This is a genomic window from Pseudomonas cremoricolorata DSM 17059 = NBRC 16634 (assembly GCF_000425745.1).
GTDB classification, from domain to species: Bacteria; Pseudomonadota; Gammaproteobacteria; order Pseudomonadales; family Pseudomonadaceae; genus Aquipseudomonas; species Aquipseudomonas cremoricolorata.
The window spans coordinates 420,756-434,791 of record NZ_AUEA01000002.1; the positions used below are offsets into that span (position 1 = coordinate 420,756).

Sequence of the window (14,036 nt, forward strand, 5' to 3'; positions counted from 1 at the left end):
AGGGAAATGCTGCCCGGCTTGGTGAGCCAGACCCGTTTAGCGTGTCGGTCCCTTTTGGGGATCGGGCACAAAATGGCGCGTAGATTACCGAATTTGCACCAAGAACGCACTGCGAGCGAGCGACCTGTCCGCTGTGCGACTCTTCTTGTCGTTTAAACGACTGAAGCTGTGGGAAATCTACTCTTCGCTGCAGAAAAGGTCTGTACGAAAATTCTTATCGTGCTGATCGGTGCAATCGATACGACTGGCGAATCGTCCTGACAGGCTGTCCTGACAGGCCGTCCTAACAGGCCGTCCTAACAGGCCGTCCTAAAACACAAAAACCACCCGAAGGTGGTTTCTGTGTTGCGTGGGGGGTGCTGCGTATTAGTGCTTCACTTCCCAGCCGGTCAGCTCGGCCAGTGCCTTGCCGATGTCAGCCAGCGAACGCACGGTTTTCACACCGGCGTCCTGCAGGGCAGCGAACTTCTCGTCGGCAGTACCTTTCCCGCCGGAGATGATCGCGCCGGCGTGGCCCATGCGCTTGCCAGCAGGTGCAGTTACACCGGCAATGTACGAAACCACAGGCTTGGTGACGTTGGCCTTGATGTAGGCAGCCGCCTCTTCTTCAGCCGAACCGCCGATCTCACCGATCATGACGATCGCTTCGGTCTTCGGGTCTTCCTGGAACAGCTTGAGGATGTCGATGAAGTTCGAACCCGGAATCGGGTCGCCACCGATACCCACGCAGGTCGACTGGCCGAAGCCGGCGTCGGTGGTCTGCTTGACCGCTTCGTAGGTCAGGGTGCCGGAACGCGAAACGATACCGACCTTGCCTGGCAAGTGAATGTGGCCTGGCATGATGCCGATCTTGCACTCGCCCGGAGTGATGACGCCTGGGCAGTTAGGGCCGATCAGGGTCACGCCCAGCTCGTCGCACTTGACCTTGGCGTCGAGCATGTCGAGGGTCGGGATGCCTTCGGTGATGCAGACGATCAGCTTGATACCGCCGAAAGCCGCTTCCAGGATCGAGTCCTTGCAGAACGGAGCCGGAACGTAGATGACCGAGGCGTCGGCGCCAGTGGCAGCGACGGCTTCCTTGACGGTGTTGAACACCGGCAGGCCCAGGTGAGTGGTGCCGCCTTTGCCTGGGGTCACGCCGCCAACCATCTTGGTGCCGTAGGCGATGGCTTGTTCGGAGTGGAAAGTGCCCTGCGAGCCGGTGAAGCCCTGGCAGATGACTTTGGTGTCTTTATTGATCAGGACGCTCATTACTTGCCCTCCGCAGCTTTGACAACTTGTTGAGCAGCGTCGGTCAGGCTGGTTGCAGCAATGATGTTCAAACCGCTTTCTGCCAGTACTTTAGCGCCCAGTTCGGCGTTGTTGCCTTCGAGGCGAACGACCACTGGAACTTTAACGCCAACTTCTTTCACCGCGCCGATGATGCCTTCGGCAATCATGTCGCAACGAACGATGCCGCCGAAGATGTTGACCAGAACGGCCGCGACGTTGCTGTCGGACAGAATGATCTTGAACGCTTCGGTCACGCGCTCTTTGGTGGCACCGCCGCCTACGTCGAGGAAGTTGGCTGGCTTGCCGCCGTGCAGGTTGACGATGTCCATGGTACCCATGGCCAGGCCGGCACCGTTGACCATGCAGCCGATGTTGCCTTCCAGGGCAACGTAGTTCAGTTCGAACTTGGCAGCGTGGGCTTCACGGGCGTCGTCCTGCGACGGGTCGTGGAAGGTTTTCAGCTTCGGCTGACGGTACATGGCGTTGGCGTCGATGTTGATCTTGGCATCGAGGCAATGCAGATCGCCGTCGGCCTTGATCACCAGCGGGTTGACTTCCAGCAGGGCCAGGTCGTGGTCCTTGAACAGCTTGGCCAGGCCCACGAAGATTTTCGCGAACTGGGCAACCTGCTTGCCTTCCAGGCCCAGCTGGAATGCCAGCTCACGGCCCTGGAACGGCTGCGCACCGACCAACGGGTCGATGGTGGCCTTGATGATCTTCTCGGGAGTTTCGTGAGCCACTTTCTCGATGTCCACGCCACCTTCGGTGGAGGCCATGAACACGATGCGACGGCTGGAACGATCGACTACAGCGCCCAGGTACAGCTCTTTGGCGATGTCGGTGCAGGACTCGACCAGGATCTTGGAAACTGGTTGACCGTTGGCATCAGTCTGGTAGGTGACCAGGTTCTTGCCCAACCATTGTGCAGCGAACGCCTTGGCGTCTTCCTTGCTGCGAACCAGCTTGACGCCACCCGCCTTACCGCGACCACCAGCGTGGACCTGGGCTTTGACGACCCACTCCGAACCACCGATCTTGTCGCAGGCTTCTGCTGCAGCTTCAGGGGTGTCGACTGCGAAACCCTTGGAAACTGGCAGGCCGTATTCAGCGAACAGCTGTTTGCCCTGATACTCGTGAAGATTCATGCTTTTTACCGTCTTCGTTAGGTACTGCGCTTCGGCGCTGCGCCGTTTCCGGTGCCGCGCCACCTGTGACCCTCAGTCCCGGAAAAACCCGGTGACCTGGTCCGGCGAAAATTCCGCGGTGAGTCGTGCACGCAAGACTCACGACGGGCAGCCCGCCGTGGTTTCTTATAATTAACGCTTTTTACGGTTGGCGACGTGAATGGCACCGCCATTCACCGCCAGCGCTGCTTCGTGCAGCGCTTCGGACAGGGTCGGATGGCTGAAGACCATCATGCCCAGGTCCTCGGCACTGGTGCCGAATTCCATGGCGATCGCGCCTTGCTGAACCAGCTCGGCCGCCGACGGGCCAATCACGTGAACGCCCAGGACGCGGTCGGTCTTGGCATCGGCGATGACCTTGACGAAACCACCGGTATCGTTGGCAGCCATGGCACGGCCGCTGGCGGCGAACGGGAAGGTACCGACGTTGACTTCGACGCCTTCGGCTTTCAGAGCCTGTTCGGTCTTGCCGACCCACGCGATTTCCGGGTGGGTGTAGATGACCGACGGGATCAGGTCGTAGTTCATCTGTGCCTTGTGGCCCTTGATGCGCTCGACCACCATGATGCCCTCTTCCGACGCCTTGTGCGCCAGCATCAGGCCGCGGACCACGTCACCGATGGCGAATACGCCCGGCACGCTGGTGGCGCACTGGTCGTCGACATAGATGTAGCCGCGCTCATCGATGTCCACGCCCGAATCGCTAGCCAGCAGGTCGGTGGTGACCGGACGACGGCCAACCGCGACGATCAGGCGATCGAAGGTGATCTTCTGCTCGCCATTGGCATCGGTGTAGGTGACTTCGACTTCATCGCCATTGACGCTGGAGCCGGTGACGCGAGCGCCCAGCTTGATGTCCAGGCCCTGCTTGGTGAGGGTCTTCTGCGCTTCCTTGGAGACGGCGCTGTCAGCGGCCATCAGGAAGGTGTCCAGTGCTTCGAGCACGGTCACCTGGGCGCCCAGACGCGACCATACCGAACCCAGCTCCAGACCGATGACGCCAGCGCCGATCACGCCCAGACGCTGCGGTACGCTCTGGAATTCCAGGGCGCCGGTGGAATCGACGATGACTTTCTGGTCGACCGGAGCCGGCGGAATGTCGATCGGACGCGAACCGGAAGCCAGAATCACGTTGTCGGCTTCGACGACTTCAGTGCTGCCGTCGGCCTTGGTGACTTCGACCTTCTTGCCCGCCAGCAGCTTGCCGTGGCCCTGGATCGAGGTCACGCCGTTGGCCTTGAACAGGGTGGCGACGCCACCGGTCAGGTTCTTCACGATGCCAGCCTTGCGGCCGATCATCGCGGCGACGTCCATCTTCACTTCGCCAGTGGAGATGCCGTGGACGTTGAAGGACTCTTTGGCTTCCTTGTACTTCCAGGAGCTGTCGAGCAGCGCCTTGGACGGAATGCAACCGACATTCAGGCAGGTGCCACCCAGGGCCAGTTTGCCCTCGGCGTCGGTGTATTCCTCGATGCAGGCGGTTTTCAGGCCCAGTTGAGCGGCCTTGATAGCGGCCACATAGCCGCCAGGGCCGGCACCGATGACAACAACGTCGAATTTCTGGGTCATAAAAGATTCCTTTTTAGCTTCGAGCAGCAAGCTGCAAGCTCCAAGACGGGCGAGCCCCAACTTGGGGCTTGCCGCTTGCAGCTTGCAGCTGAGCGTTTAGATGTCCAGCAGCAGGCGGGACGGATCTTCCAGCAGGTTCTTGATGGTAACCAGGAAGGTGACCGCCTCTTTGCCATCGATCAGGCGGTGATCGTAGGACAGCGCAAGATACATCATCGGGCGGATGACGACCTGACCATTGACCGCCATCGGGCGCTGAATGATGTTGTGCATGCCGAGGATAGCAGCCTGCGGCGGGTTGACGATCGGGGTCGACATCATCGAACCGAAGGTGCCGCCGTTGGTGATGGTGAAGGTGCCACCGGTCATTTCCTCGATCGACAGCTTGCCGTCGCGGGCCTTCTTGCCGAAGGTGGCGATGCCGTTCTCGATTTCCGCCAGGCTCATGGATTCTGCGTTACGCAGTACCGGCACCACCAGGCCACGGTCGCTGGAAACCGCAACGCCGACGTCGGCGAAACCGTGGTAGACGATGTCGTTGCCATCGATCGAAGCGTTGACTGCCGGGAAACGCTTGAGCGCTTCGGTCGCCGCCTTGACGAAGAACGACATGAAGCCCAGGCGCACGCCGTTGTGGGTCTTCTCGAACAGGTCCTTGTACTTCGAACGCAGGGCCATGACTTCGGTCATGTCGACTTCGTTGAAGGTGGTGAGCATGGCCATGTTCGACTGGGCTTCGACCAGACGCTCGGCGATCTTGGCGCGCAGACGGGTCATCGGCACGCGCTTCTCGGTACGGTCGCCGTTGGCGGTGACCACGGCTGCCGGGGCGGCAGCGGCAGGCTTGGCAGCCGGCGCAGCGGCAGGCGTCGACTTCTTGTTGGCGACGGCAGCGACGACGTCTTCCTTGGTGACACGACCGCCTTTGCCGGTGCCGGCGACCGACGCCAGGTCGATGCCGTTCTCTTCGGCCAGCTTGCGTGCCGCAGGGGCGGCAACCGGGTCGTCTTCGCCGGCGTCAGCGCCAGCAGCGGCTGCCGGAGCGGCGGAGGCCTGGGCAGCAGCGGCCGGTGCCGCAGCGCCAGCGCCGCCCTGGACGATGGAACCCAGGACTTCGTCGGACAGCACGGTGTCGCCTTCGGCCTTGACGATATCGCCCAGCACGCCATCGGCGGTGGCCAGCACTTCCAGGACCACTTTGTCGGTTTCGATGTCGACGATCAGCTCGTCACGCTTGACGGCTTCGCCCGGCTGCTTGTGCCAGGTGGCAACGGTGCCGTCGGCAACCGATTCCGGGAAGGTTGGGGCTTTGATCTCGATAGCCATTAGCAGTGTTTCCTTAAATTCGGTTTCAGTGCGCTAAGCGTTAGACGGTGAACGCGTCTTGCAGCAGTTTCTCTTGCTGCTCGGCGTGCTTGGAAGCATAACCACAGGCAGGTGCGGCAGAGGCGTCGCGACCGGCGTATTCCAGAACCAGCGACGCATTGTGGCGACCGAGGATCCGACGCATATGGTGCTGGCTGCTGTACCAGGCGCCCTGGTTCATCGGTTCTTCCTGGCACCACACCGCAGCCTTGAGGTTGCTGTACGGCGCGAGGATTTCCACCAGGTCGTCTTCCGGGAACGGATACAGCTGCTCCAGACGCACGATGGCGATGTCTTCACGGCCTTCGGCACGGCGTTTTTCCAGCAGGTCGTAGTAGACCTTGCCGCTGCACAGCACGATGCGCTCGACCTTGGACGGCTCGAGGGTGTCGATTTCCGGGATGACGGTCTGGAACGAGCCCTCGGCGAGATCTTCCAGGGTCGAAATGGCCAGCTTGTGGCGCAGCAGCGACTTGGGCGTCAGCACGATCAGCGGCTTGCGCAGCGGACGAATGACCTGACGACGCAGCAGATGGTAGATCTGCGCCGGCGTGGTCGGGACGCACACCTGAATGTTGTGCTCGGCGCACAGCTGCAGGTAGCGCTCAAGGCGCGCGGAGGAGTGCTCCGGCCCCTGCCCTTCATAACCGTGTGGCAGCAGCATGGTCAGGCCGCACAGACGACCCCACTTGTGCTCGCCGCTGGTAATGAACTGGTCGATCACCACTTGCGCACCGTTGGCGAAGTCGCCGAACTGTGCTTCCCAGATCACCAGCGCGTTCGGCGTGGTGGTCGAGTAACCGTATTCGAACGCCAGCACGGCCTCTTCCGAGAGGAACGAGTCGTACAGGTCGAATTTCGGCTGGCCCGGGTACAGGTTCTGCAACGGCAGGTAAGTGCTGGCGTCCTTCTGGTTGTGCAGCGCCGCATGGCGGTGCGAGAAGGTGCCGCGACCCACGTCCTGACCGGTGATACGTACCGGGTGGCCTTCGAAGATCAGCGTGGCGTAGGCCATGGTTTCGGCGTAGCCCCAGTTGATCGGCAAGCCACCGGCCTGCATCTTCTGGCGGTCTTCGTAGATTTTCGCGACCTGACGCTGAACCACGAAGCCTTCAGGGATTTCCAGCAGCTTGCCGGACAGCTCCTGCAGGGTCTTGAGTTCGATGCCGGTGTCGTGACGCGCGGTCCAGGCATGGCCCAAGTACGGACGCCAGTCGACGAACAGCTCGCGGTTCGGCTCCTTGACCAGGCTCTTGACCACGTGCAGGCCGTTGTCCAGCGCGCTGCGGTAGTCGTCGATCTTGGACTGGGCGCGTTCGGCGTCGATGCGACCGGCCTGGATCAGCTTGTCGGCATACAGCTCACGGGTGGTGCGCTGCTTGCTGATCTTCTGGTACATCAGCGGCTGGGTGCCGCTCGGCTCGTCGGCCTCGTTGTGACCGCGGCGACGGTAGCAGACCAGGTCGACCACCACGTCACGCTTGAACTGCATGCGATAGTCGATGGCCAGCTGGGTGACGAACAGCACCGCTTCCGGGTCATCGCCGTTGACGTGCAGGATCGGCGCCTGAATCATCTTGGCAACGTCGGTGCAGTACTCGGTGGAGCGCGAGTCCAGCGGGTTGCTGATGGTGAAGCCGACCTGGTTGTTGATCACGATGTGCACGGTGCCGCCGGTCTTGAAACCGCGGGTCTGCGACATCTGGAAGGTTTCCAGGACCACGCCCTGACCGGCGAAGGCCGCGTCACCGTGGATGGAAATCGGCAGAACCTTGTCACCGGAGGTGTCGTTGCGACGGTCCTGACGGGCACGTACCGAGCCCTCCACCACTGGCGAGACGATTTCCAGGTGGGAGGGGTTGAACGCCATGGCCAGGTGGACTTCGCCGCCCGGGGTCATCACGTTCGAAGAGAAGCCCTGGTGATATTTCACGTCACCGGAGCCCAGCTCGTTCATCTTCTTGCCTTCGAACTCGTCGAACAGCTCGCGCGGGCTCTTGCCGAAGGTGTTGACCAGCACGTTGAGGCGACCGCGGTGGGCCATGCCGATGACGACTTCCTTGGTGCCGTAGGAGCCGGAACGCTGGATCATTTCGTCCAGCATCGGAATCAGGCTCTCGCCGCCTTCCAGACCGAAGCGCTTGGTGCCTGGGTACTTGGTGCCCAGGTACTTCTCGAGGCCTTCGGCAGCGGTCACGCGCTCGAGCAGGTGCGCCTGCGCGTCGGCGGAGAAATCAGGGCGGCCACGCACGCTTTCCAGACGCTGCTGGAACCAGCTGCGCTGCTCGGAATCGACGATGTGGGTGAACTCGGCGCCGATGGTGCGACAATATGTCTTCTCCAAGGCATCGAAGATTTCCCGTAGGCTCGCCTCCTCTTTGCCGATGAACAGGTCGCCGGCACGGAAGGTCGTATCAAGATCGGCACTGGTCAAGCCGTAGTGATTGATCGACAGGTCTACAGGTGCGGGACGCTGCCACAACCCCAACGGGTCAAGCTGGGCAGCTTGATGACCGCGCATACGATAGGCCTGGATCAGTCGCAGCACTTCAACCTGCTTCTTCTCGTGTTCACTGCTCACGCTCCCGGCAGATACCGGTTGGGCGCGGCGCTGGTTCTTTGCCAGCAGTACGAAATGGTCGCGGATCGTCGAGTGCGAGACATCGGTAGCGGTGCTGCCGTCGGCGGGCAACTTCTGGAAGTAGGTGCGCCACTCTTCTGGCACAGCGTTAGGGTCGTGCAGGTAAAGCTCGTAGAGCTCTTCCACATATGCAGCGTTACCACCTGAAAGGTGGGCGCTATCCCACATGCGCTGCATCACGCTTTCTTGCATGCTTGGTCACCCTCGGTTAGGGGACTGATCGGCAAGCGCCTCAGCAAACATGGAAAGCCGAATACCGCGGCTGAACCACGCCACCGAAGATCCTGCAGATTTTCCGGGTACCAGCCCGGAAGCCCCTGCTGGTCTCATATCTTCATAGGTACGAGCCGGGGCTTTGTGGGCCCTTGCTCGGGTTTCACCTCGGCGCGGGTTCAACACCCGCGCTTCGGCGTCTTGCGGTTACAACACTTGCTGAATCAGGTGCCGCTTTGCAGCAGCATGTTGCGCACGTGACCGATTGCCTTGGTCGGGTTCAGACCTTTCGGGCAGACATTCACGCAGTTCATGATCCCGCGGCAGCGGAACACACTGAACGGATCGTCCAGCGAAGCCAGACGCTCCTGGGTCTTGGTGTCACGGCTGTCAGCCAGGAAACGGTAGGCTTGCAGCAGCGCAGCAGGGCCGAGGAACTTGTCGGGGTTCCACCAGAACGACGGGCAGGAGGTCGAGCAGCAGGCGCACAGGATGCACTCGTACAGACCATCGAGCTTCTCGCGCTCTTCCGGCGTCTGCAGGCGTTCGATCGCCGGCGCCGGGGTGTCGTTCTGCAGGAACGGCTTCACCTTCTCGTACTGCTTGTAGAAGATGCTCATGTCGACGACCAGGTCACGGATCACCGGCAGGCCAGGCAGTGGGCGAACCACCAGCTTGTTGCCCTTGACCACCGCCGACAGCGGGGTGATGCAGGCCAGGCCGTTCTTGCCGTTGATGTTCATGCCGTCGGAACCGCAGACGCCTTCACGGCAGGAGCGACGGTAGGAGAACCCTTCGTCCTGCTCTTTGATCAGCGCCAGCACGTCGAGCACCATCAGGTCCTTGCCACCGGTATCGACTTCGAACACCTGGGTTTTAGGCGCCGAATCGGTATCCGGGTTGTAGCGATACACTTCAACTTTCAACATTGCGGCCACCCCTTAGTAAGTCCGGACTTTAGGCTCGAAGGCCGGGACGGTCTTCGGCGCGAAGTTGACGCCACGCTTGGCGACGCGCTTCTCACCCGGGTAGTACAGGGTGTGGCACAGCCAGTTCTCGTCGTCACGGTCTTCGAAGTCTTCACGGGCGTGGGCGCCGCGGGACTCTTTACGGGCTTCAGCGGCGATCGCCGTCGCTTCAGCGACTTCCAGCAGGTTCTGCAGCTCCAGCGCTTCGATACGCGCGGTGTTGAAGGCCTGGGACTTGTCATTGATCTTGACGTTGGCGATTCGTTCACGCAGACCTTGCAGCTGGGCGATGCCCTTCTGCATGTATTCGCCGGTACGGAACACACCGAAGTAGTTCTGCATGCAGCTTTGCAGTTCGCGCTTGAGGGTCGCCACGTCTTCGCCGGTGGTGCGCTCGTTGAGCTTGGCCAGACGGTTCAGGGCAACGTCGACGTCGGTGTCGCTGGCGTCGCGGTACTCGATGCCTTCGGTCAGCGCCTTCTCCAGGTGCAGGCCGGCAGCACGACCGAACACCACCAGGTCGAGCAGCGAGTTGCCGCCCAGGCGGTTGGCACCGTGAACCGATACGCACGCCACTTCACCGACCGCGAACAGGCCCGGGATGATGTGGTCGACGCCTTCGGCGTCCATGGTGATGGCCTGGCCATGAATGTTGGTGGCAACGCCGCCCATCATGTAGTGGCAGGTCGGTACGACCGGAACCGGCGCGACCACAGGGTCGACGTGGGCGAAGGTCTTGGACAGCTCGCAGATGCCTGGCAGGCGGCTGTGCAGGACTTCCTCGCCGAGGTGGTCGAGCTTGAGCAGGACGTGGTCCTTGTTCGGGCCGACACCGTTACCGGCGATGATTTCCTTGACCATGGAACGGGCGACGACGTCGCGACCGGCAAGGTCTTTGGCGTTCGGGGCGTAACGCTCCATGAAGCGCTCGCCGTGGGCGTTGATCAGGTAACCACCTTCACCACGGCAGCCTTCGGTGACCAGTACACCTGCGCCAGCGATGCCGGTCGGGTGGAACTGCCACATCTCGATGTCCTGCACCGGTACGCCGGCACGCAGCGCCATGCCGACACCGTCGCCGGTGTTGATCAGGGCGTTGGTGGTCGAGGCGTAGATACGGCCAGCACCGCCGGTCGCCAGTACAGTGGCCTTGGCCTTGATGTACAGGGTTTCACCGGTTTCGATGCAGATGGCGATGACACCGACGAACGCGCCGTCCTGGTTCTTCACCAGATCGACCGCGTAGTACTCGTTGAGGAAGGTGGTGCCGGCTTTCAGGTTGCCCTGATAAAGGGTGTGCAGCAGCGCGTGACCGGTACGGTCGGAAGCTGCACAGGTACGGGCCGCCTGGCCGCCCTTGCCGAAGTCCTTGGACTGACCACCGAACGGACGCTGGTAGATGCGGCCGGTCTCGGTACGCGAGAACGGCAGACCCATGTGGTCGAGCTCGAACACCGCGGCAGGACCTTCCTGACACATGTATTCGATGGCGTCCTGGTCACCGATATAGTCGGAGCCCTTGACGGTATCGTACATGTGCCAGCGCCAGTCATCGTTCGGGTCGGCCGAAGCGATGGCGCAGGTGATGCCACCCTGGGCCGAAACGGTGTGCGAACGAGTCGGGAAGACCTTGGTGATCACGGCAGTCTTGTGACCACCCTGGGCCAGCTGCAGCGCAGCGCGCATGCCGGCGCCGCCACCACCGATGATGATGGCGTCGAACGAAATAGTAGGAACACTAGCCATGAATCAGATACCCCAGAGAATCTGTACACCCCAGACGAAGTACGCGAACATCGCGACGCCGCAGACCGCCTGGAACAGGAAACGTACCGCCGTTGCCGATTTGCCCAGCGCCATCGGCGTGAGGTAGTCGGTGGCAATGGTCCACATGCCGACCCAGGCGTGAGCGCCGAGGGCCACGAGGGCGAGCAGACTGAAGATACGCATCGCGTTGTTGGAGAACAGCGCGTGCCACTGGACATAATCGATGCCCGGGTGCGCGACGAGGTATCCGATCAGGAAGATGAAATAAGCCGCGAGAACGACCGCAGAAACACGCTGCGCCATCCAGTCATAGAGGCCCGAACGCGATAGGTTCGTGACGTTGGTTACCATATCCAAACTCCTGCCAGCACGATCAACACCACGGAAACGGCGATGATAATTTTCGAGCCCAGTCTTCCGCCTTCCAGCGTTTCACCGACGCCCATGTCCATGATCAAGTGGCGCACACCGGCAACCAGGTGATACAGCAGGGCAGACAGCAGGCCCCACGCCACGAACTTGGCCAGCGGGCTGGTCATGTACGCCTTCACTTCGCCGAAGCCTTCCTCGGAACCCAGCGAGTTGGACAATGCATAAAGCATGATGCCCAGTCCCAGGAAGAGGATGATGCCGGAGACGCGGTGAAGAAATGACGTTATGCCGGTAATGGGGAGTTTGATGGTCCTTAGGTCTAGGTTTACAGGTCGTTGGCTTTTCACGGCTTTTTTCACACTGAAGAGCCCCTAGCAAGCAGGGCAAAGTTGTTGGTAAGTGTACTGGTCAGGTACCCACCATTCAGAGAGCACGACACCCATCACAGCGGGCCTGGGAAAGCCCTTGGGAGTCGGCTGCCGAGTATAGACAGTTAGGCTGCTCATGACAACGTGAGGGTCTCGCCCAAAGAGCGCATTGCCTTCTTCCTGCAAAAGGCGTAAATGGGCGGGAATTTCTTGAAAAATCAAGGCTCAGGCAGTGTTTCAAGCAGCCTTTAGGCAAATTGACATCTGAATTTATCCCTCTATAGTGGTGCGGGCCCTGCGTGGGGGGTCTGTCAGATGATTTCAAGCATTAATAGGAGGCCACATGGCTGACAAAAAAGCGCAGTTGATCATCGAGGGCGCTGCCCCCGTCGAGCTGCCGATTTTAACCGGCACCGTTGGTCCCGATGTCATCGACGTCCGCGGGTTGGGGGCATCCGGTCACTTCACCTTCGACCCTGGCTTCATGGCCACCGCCTCGTGTGAATCGAAGATCACCTATATCGATGGCGACAAGGGCGTGCTGCTGCACCGCGGCTATCCCATCGAGCAACTGGCTGAACAGTCCGACTACCTGGAAACCTGCTATCTGCTGCTCAACGGCGAACTGCCGAACGAAGAGCAGAAGGCCAAGTTCGTCAGCAATGTAAAGAACCACACCATGGTTCACGAACAGTTGAAGACCTTCTTCAACGGCTTCCGTCGTGATGCTCACCCGATGGCGGTGATGTGCGGTGTGGTCGGCGCCCTGTCGGCGTTCTACCACGACTCGCTGGACATCAATAATCCGCAGCACCGGGAAATCTCCGCAGTGCGCCTGGTCGCGAAGATGCCGACCCTGGCCGCGATGGTCTACAAGTACTCCATGGGCCAGCCCATGATGTACCCGCGCAACGACCTGACCTACGCCGAAAACTTCCTGCACATGATGTTCAACACCCCGTGCGAGATCAAACCGATCAGCCCGGTGCTGGCCAAGGCGATGGACCGCATCTTCATCCTCCACGCCGACCACGAGCAGAACGCCTCCACCTCCACCGTGCGTCTGGCGGGCTCCTCGGGTGCCAACCCGTTCGCCTGTATCGCCGCGGGCATCGCTGCCCTGTGGGGTCCGGCTCACGGCGGCGCCAACGAAGCCGTGCTGACCATGCTCGATGAAATTGGTGACGTGTCGAACATCGACACCTACATCGCCAAGGCCAAGGACAAGAACGATCCGTTCAAGCTGATGGGCTTCGGTCACCGCGTCTACAAGAACCGTGACCCGCGCGCCACCGTGATGAAGCAGACCTGCGACGAAGTGCTCGCCGAGCTCGGCATCAAGAACGACCCGCAGCTGCAACTGGCCATGCGCCTGGAAGAGATCGCCCTCACCGATCCGTACTTCATCGAGCGCTCGCTATACCCGAACGTCGACTTCTACTCGGGGATCATCCTCAAGGCCATCGGCATTCCAACCAGCATGTTCACCGTGATCTTCGCCCTGGCGCGTACCGTCGGCTGGATTTCGCACTGGAAGGAAATGCTCTCGAGCCCGTACAAGATCGGCCGTCCGCGCCAGCTGTACACCGGTGAGCAACAACGCGACATCACCGCACTCAAAGACCGCAAGTAAGCGCTTCTTCGAGACCAAAAAAACCGGCGCCCTAGAGCGCCGGTTTTTTTATGGGCAGTTCGCCGGTTATTTGCCGCCTTCGACCTTGGCGCGCAGTTGCTTGAGGGTATTGAACGGCGCATCGACCACGAACTTGTTGGCCACCAGCGCCGGCACACTGCCGCCCGGCTCGGTGTGCACCTGGTAGATCACTTGGGTTTTATCGCCCTGGGGTACGAACTTCCAGAACCCTTCGACCTCGGCGACACGCACGAAGCCTTTCTCTTCGGGCAGATAGTCGGACGCTTCCTCGAAGGCTCGCGTGACGCTGCCGTCAGCGGCGCGCGAGGTGGTGATGTGCAACACCGAATCACGCGGTGTCACCGGCCAAGGCGTATTGAACTGAGTGTAGGTCCAGGCCTGATCACCTTCATGCTTGAGCAACTTCTGCATCTTGCACTCATGAATCCAGGCGCAGGCAGCGGTCACGCTCTCCTGCTCGGCGACGACCCTGGCCAACGGTGCCTTGATCACCGTTTCGCCTCGATAGGCCTTGTACTTGGAGCCGGCGACATCGCTGAGCGATACCTTGATGCCGTCCTCATCCTTCTTCACTTCCCAGTTCTCTGCCTGGGCCAGGGGCGACAGCAGTACGCCGACGCTCAACAGCAGTGCAATGCGTTTGACTGATCTCATCCTGTTGTT

The 14,036-nt window shown here is 60.9% G+C and carries 11 protein-coding genes; 1 reads left to right on the plus strand and 10 read right to left on the minus strand.

Annotated features, from left to right (window positions below; all coding sequences use genetic code 11):
• Window positions 1–366 precede the first annotated feature (366 nt).
• The 9 genes from sucD to sdhC all read right to left on the minus strand — a co-directional run bounded on the left by sucD (window position 367) and on the right by sdhC (window position 11,710).
• On the minus strand, window positions 367–1,251 hold the full coding sequence (gene sucD / locus H618_RS0104255) for a succinate--CoA ligase subunit alpha (protein ID WP_028693888.1): 885 nt from the start codon (window positions 1,249–1,251) through the stop codon (window positions 367–369).
• Window positions 1,251–2,417 carry an ADP-forming succinate--CoA ligase subunit beta gene (gene sucC, locus H618_RS0104260; protein ID WP_028693889.1) on the minus strand — a complete coding sequence of 389 codons (1,167 nt, stop codon included), beginning with the start codon at window positions 2,415–2,417 and terminating at the stop codon, window positions 1,251–1,253. Before sucC ends, sucD begins: the two co-directional genes overlap by 1 nt.
• Window positions 2,418–2,588: 171 nt before the next feature.
• Window positions 2,589–4,025, minus strand: coding sequence for a dihydrolipoyl dehydrogenase (gene lpdA, locus H618_RS0104265; RefSeq protein WP_028693890.1), 1,437 nt, complete (start codon window positions 4,023–4,025; stop codon window positions 2,589–2,591).
• Window positions 4,026–4,121: 96 nt separating this feature from the next.
• Window positions 4,122–5,351 (minus strand): 2-oxoglutarate dehydrogenase complex dihydrolipoyllysine-residue succinyltransferase, encoded by a 1,230-nt coding sequence (gene odhB, locus H618_RS0104270; RefSeq protein WP_028693891.1) that lies wholly within the window; start codon window positions 5,349–5,351, stop codon window positions 4,122–4,124.
• A gap of 40 nt (window positions 5,352–5,391) precedes the next feature.
• Window positions 5,392–8,223, minus strand: coding sequence for a 2-oxoglutarate dehydrogenase E1 component (locus tag H618_RS0104275; protein WP_028693892.1), 2,832 nt, complete (start codon window positions 8,221–8,223; stop codon window positions 5,392–5,394).
• A gap of 245 nt (window positions 8,224–8,468) precedes the next feature.
• Window positions 8,469–9,173 carry a succinate dehydrogenase iron-sulfur subunit gene (locus H618_RS0104280; protein ID WP_028693893.1) on the minus strand — a complete coding sequence of 235 codons (705 nt, stop codon included), beginning with the start codon at window positions 9,171–9,173 and terminating at the stop codon, window positions 8,469–8,471.
• A 12-nt stretch (window positions 9,174–9,185) separates the two neighbouring features.
• The gene (sdhA, locus tag H618_RS0104285) at window positions 9,186–10,958 is read right to left on the minus strand and encodes a succinate dehydrogenase flavoprotein subunit (RefSeq protein ID WP_028693894.1); all 1,773 of its coding nucleotides are present in this window, start codon (window positions 10,956–10,958) and stop codon (window positions 9,186–9,188) included.
• 3 nt (window positions 10,959–10,961) lie between these two features.
• Window positions 10,962–11,330, minus strand: a complete 369-nt coding sequence (gene sdhD / locus H618_RS0104290; RefSeq protein ID WP_028693895.1) for a succinate dehydrogenase, hydrophobic membrane anchor protein — start codon at window positions 11,328–11,330, stop codon at window positions 10,962–10,964.
• The gene (gene sdhC, locus H618_RS0104295; protein WP_033727462.1) at window positions 11,324–11,710 is read right to left on the minus strand and encodes a succinate dehydrogenase, cytochrome b556 subunit; all 387 of its coding nucleotides are present in this window, start codon (window positions 11,708–11,710) and stop codon (window positions 11,324–11,326) included. The genes sdhD and sdhC overlap by 7 nt, the downstream gene beginning before the upstream one ends.
• A gap of 352 nt (window positions 11,711–12,062) precedes the next feature.
• On the opposite strand from sdhC, the gene gltA reads away from it, so the two are divergent.
• Window positions 12,063–13,352: a citrate synthase gene (gltA, locus tag H618_RS0104300; RefSeq protein ID WP_028693897.1), complete on the plus strand. Its 1,290-nt coding sequence runs from the start codon at window positions 12,063–12,065 to the stop codon at window positions 13,350–13,352.
• A gap of 66 nt (window positions 13,353–13,418) precedes the next feature.
• Here gltA and H618_RS0104305 read toward each other — a convergent pair whose 3' ends face one another.
• Entirely contained in the window at window positions 13,419–14,027 is a 609-nt protein-coding gene (locus H618_RS0104305) for an START domain-containing protein (protein WP_028693898.1), read from the minus strand.
• Between the last annotated feature and the right edge of the window lie 9 nt (window positions 14,028–14,036).